General features: G+C 51.6%; 3 protein-coding genes. All 3 read right to left on the bottom strand.

The features are described from left to right. Positions 1-10: 10 nt before the first annotated feature. A complete protein-coding gene (locus VLA04_01740; protein HSI20417.1) occupies positions 11-1,132 on the bottom strand; it encodes a glycosyltransferase family 4 protein in 1,122 nt (373 codons plus the stop codon). Then, positions 1,129-2,574, bottom strand: a complete 1,446-nt coding sequence (locus VLA04_01745) for a DUF362 domain-containing protein (protein ID HSI20418.1) — start codon at positions 2,572-2,574, stop codon at positions 1,129-1,131. Before VLA04_01745 ends, VLA04_01740 begins: the two co-directional genes overlap by 4 nt. Next, the coding region (locus VLA04_01750) for a glycosyltransferase (GenBank protein HSI20419.1) at positions 2,571-3,149 on the bottom strand (579 nt) is incomplete at its 5' end. The genes VLA04_01750 and VLA04_01745, both read right to left, overlap by 4 nt.

Raw genomic sequence — 3,149 nt, forward strand, 5'->3', positions numbered from 1 at the left:
TTGGCAGGAATCATTTCGCAACCTCTTTTAGTACGGCCAAGGTTGCCGCGCTGCGGTTCTCCCAGGAAAAGTCTTGGACCACCTTGTATTGCTCCTGTGCCTTACGGCTGCGCTTGAGTGCTTTTTTTACAGCCTTCACAAAATCACTCAGGCTCTTAGGGTCAAATGCTTCAAAGGTTGATGCTGGGATAGATTCGGAAAAACCATGGGCATTGTTGGTAATGGCAACAGGCGTCCCACAGGCATAGGCCTCCAAAGCCACCATGCTGAAAGATTCAACGAACGAAGGAAGTACAAACACATCTGCTGCCTGATACATGGTAGCCAGGTTTGCAGGAGCCGTATGAGGGAATATCCTTACGGATTCCTCTAAGCCATGTTTGGCGATTTCCCTGCGCACTTCCCCTTCCAAGACACCGTCGCCAACTATCCAAAGGAGAGCGCTTGGCATTTCTTTTTTCACCTCCAGCATCATTTCCACCAACACGAGGGGGTTTTTCATGGGGATAAGGCGGCCGGCAAACAACAATAACGGGATATCCCGGTCTACATGGCAGGCAGCCCGTGCCTTTTCTTGATCGCCTGGTTTAAAGACATCCAAGTCCAAGCCCACGGGCACCACAGATACATTGGCATAGCCATCTTTCCGTAACTCCTCTGCGTACTGCTCATTCACCGAAATGGTGGCATCTACTCTGCGAAGCAACCGAAGCTCCATCGCTTGCGGGCGGCCATGCATGGTAACCACTACTGGTATGTGGGTAAACCTTTTTGCCCACAACGCTGCCTGCAAAGAAATGACATCGTGCGCATCTATGACATCAAAAGACTTTTTATGTGTCACGAGGAAGAGGAACATGCCCATTGCATACACAAGGTAGTGCAGCGACCGAAGGATAAGGCCTAGCTTACCCTGCTTGCGCTCACCTACTTCCCTCAACCAATAAAAAATAGGGACGGTGTGGAAGGTAAAGTCCCGTGCAACAGGGTCCAAGGGACGGAGTATATCCCGTCCGCAAAAAATTGGCGCATGATGGCCCTGGCTTTTGAGTACGCGGGCAATATGCATCGGGTAGTATTCACCACCCCCATGGACATACCCAAAGTGCATTGCGGCAAACAGGATCCTCATGGGCGGTCCTTACGTTCCAAATGCCCTACCCAGTTCTTATGGGGGATAAAGTGGAAGTTAGGAAGCTTCACCTTTTTAGGGAGCCATTCAATTTTCTGGAATGGGAAATCAATCAAGGGATGCTTGCTAGCGAGCGGTGAGCGGCTCACCGTTTTGACCATGTTGATATCAAACCCCATAATTTCTGCGCAGGTAAAATCGACAGCCACTGGGTTTTCGCCAGCCACCAAAACGCCAATAGGCTTGTTCACCGGCATAAGGGGGCCATTCTTTTCACCTGCAACAAGGCCGTCAACCATGCACCAATACCGGCGCTGTTGTTCCTGCTGCAGCTCACCCTTGCGGTTAGCGTAGAGAACAGCGCGATTCAGGTCTATTACCATGCGCCACATGGTGTCGTTTTGATACCAGCTCCCCTCAAACACCTGCTCACCCTTTTTGGTAATAAAGTGAAAGGCCATGCGCGGCACAAAGAGGACAGCGCGCTTAATGAGGGCGCGGGCAGAATCCTCCTGCTGGATAAGCCAAGAGAAAACCTTCTTATGGATAGCACGCTTGGCGTACTCGTCCCCGCCTTCTTCACGGGACCCAGCGCTGTAGTGGGCCAGGCAGCTTTTGTGCGCCAAAATACCCACCAGGTTCTTCATGCTGCAGGTAAGCCCGCCTAGCCGGTGGGTCTTCAACTTTGACAGGTTAATGACCACATCGGCCTCTAGTACACGTCGGTTGATGAGATACTCGTGCTTCCCATGGTCGTGCCGCTCACGCATGCGCTTGCGGTCATAGTTAGGTGCACGGAGCCGTTCGATATCGACATCCGGAGCATCAAGCTCGCTCTCCGTACCCATGTCCACAATAATCCAGTCATCCGCAGAACCAATGGTCTCGTGTTTCCAAACAAAGCTTCCGAATGTCTTATGGGTGCGCTCCGTACGGAAATCTACTAACTCAACGTCTACCCCCTGCTTTTGGTAAAAGGAAATGATTTCCTGGATCCCGTTCACTTTTACGATTTTTTCAAAGTTGGCGGTCTGGATTGGTGCATCGCCCAGAATAATTTTCCCCTTGCCTTTAAGGGCAATGGCCACGTAGTCCATGGCAGCACGGATAACCGAGCCATGGGTCATGAGGGCATCCTGGTCGCCGCCAACATACGGTGCCTCGCGGACAAAGTTAGGCTTGATCACCACGGTGTCACCGGGCCGGACAATATCCTTAAAAGGGTTCCACTTTTTGGTGCCGAAATTTTCCTTGTCGTAGCCTAGGATATAGAACATTTCCCGCACCGCCGCATAGGCTGCGTTTTCCTTTTTGCTCAGAAGGCCAAAAGGGTACTCGGGGTAGGACTCACTGGGAGAGAACGGTGGCTTCTTAGGATAGGCCGCGGACTTAGGGTTATGAAAAAATCCTACTTCGCGACTAGAAACTACGGATTGGTTCATAACGTGAGGCTTCGTTCATATGCAGCGTTCAGTGTAGCAACAGTACGGCTCACGATAAAGTCTCGTTCAACCCGGGCACGGGCCTTTTTGCCCATTTCTTTTCTCATTTTTTCATCTTGCAGTGTTTGGTTAAGCGCCTGGGCCAATGCCGTTGCATTTCGGGAAGGCACAAATACCACCTCTTCCTCGGTGGCCACTTCCCTGTTTTCAGGAATGTCAGTAGTCACAATGGCGCATTCGGAAATCATCGCCTCAAGGAGTGCGTTGGACATCCCTTCAAAAAGAGTGGGGAAGACAAAGACGTCGCAGGTCTTAAGGAGGCGCGGCACATCTGACCGTACACCCAAGAAGCGGACTGAGTTGTCCAAGTCCGCCGCAGTCACCATACCCTTGATTTCCTGCTCTAACGGCCCACCACCAGCAAGCAAAAGGCGCGCTTGGGGAAACTTTTCAAGCACCTGGGGCCATGCCTCGATAAGGTAGGTGTGGCCTTTTTGGGCAAAAAACTTTCCCACCATAAGCACAGCGATATCCTCTTCAGACAACCCCAGTTCTTTCTTAGACAGGGGCTGGGC

This window comes from Verrucomicrobiia bacterium (assembly GCA_035460805.1).
Classification (GTDB): domain Bacteria; phylum Patescibacteriota; class UBA1384; order CAILIB01; family CAILIB01; genus DATHWI01.

Coding starts and splice junctions, on each gene's coding strand:
- VLA04_01740 (HSI20417.1), bottom strand. CDS start 1,132: ATGAGGATCCTGTTTGCCGCAATGCACTTTGGGTATGTCCATGGGGGT.
- VLA04_01745 (HSI20418.1), bottom strand. CDS start 2,574: ATGAACCAATCCGTAGTTTCTAGTCGCGAAGTAGGATTTTTTCATAAC.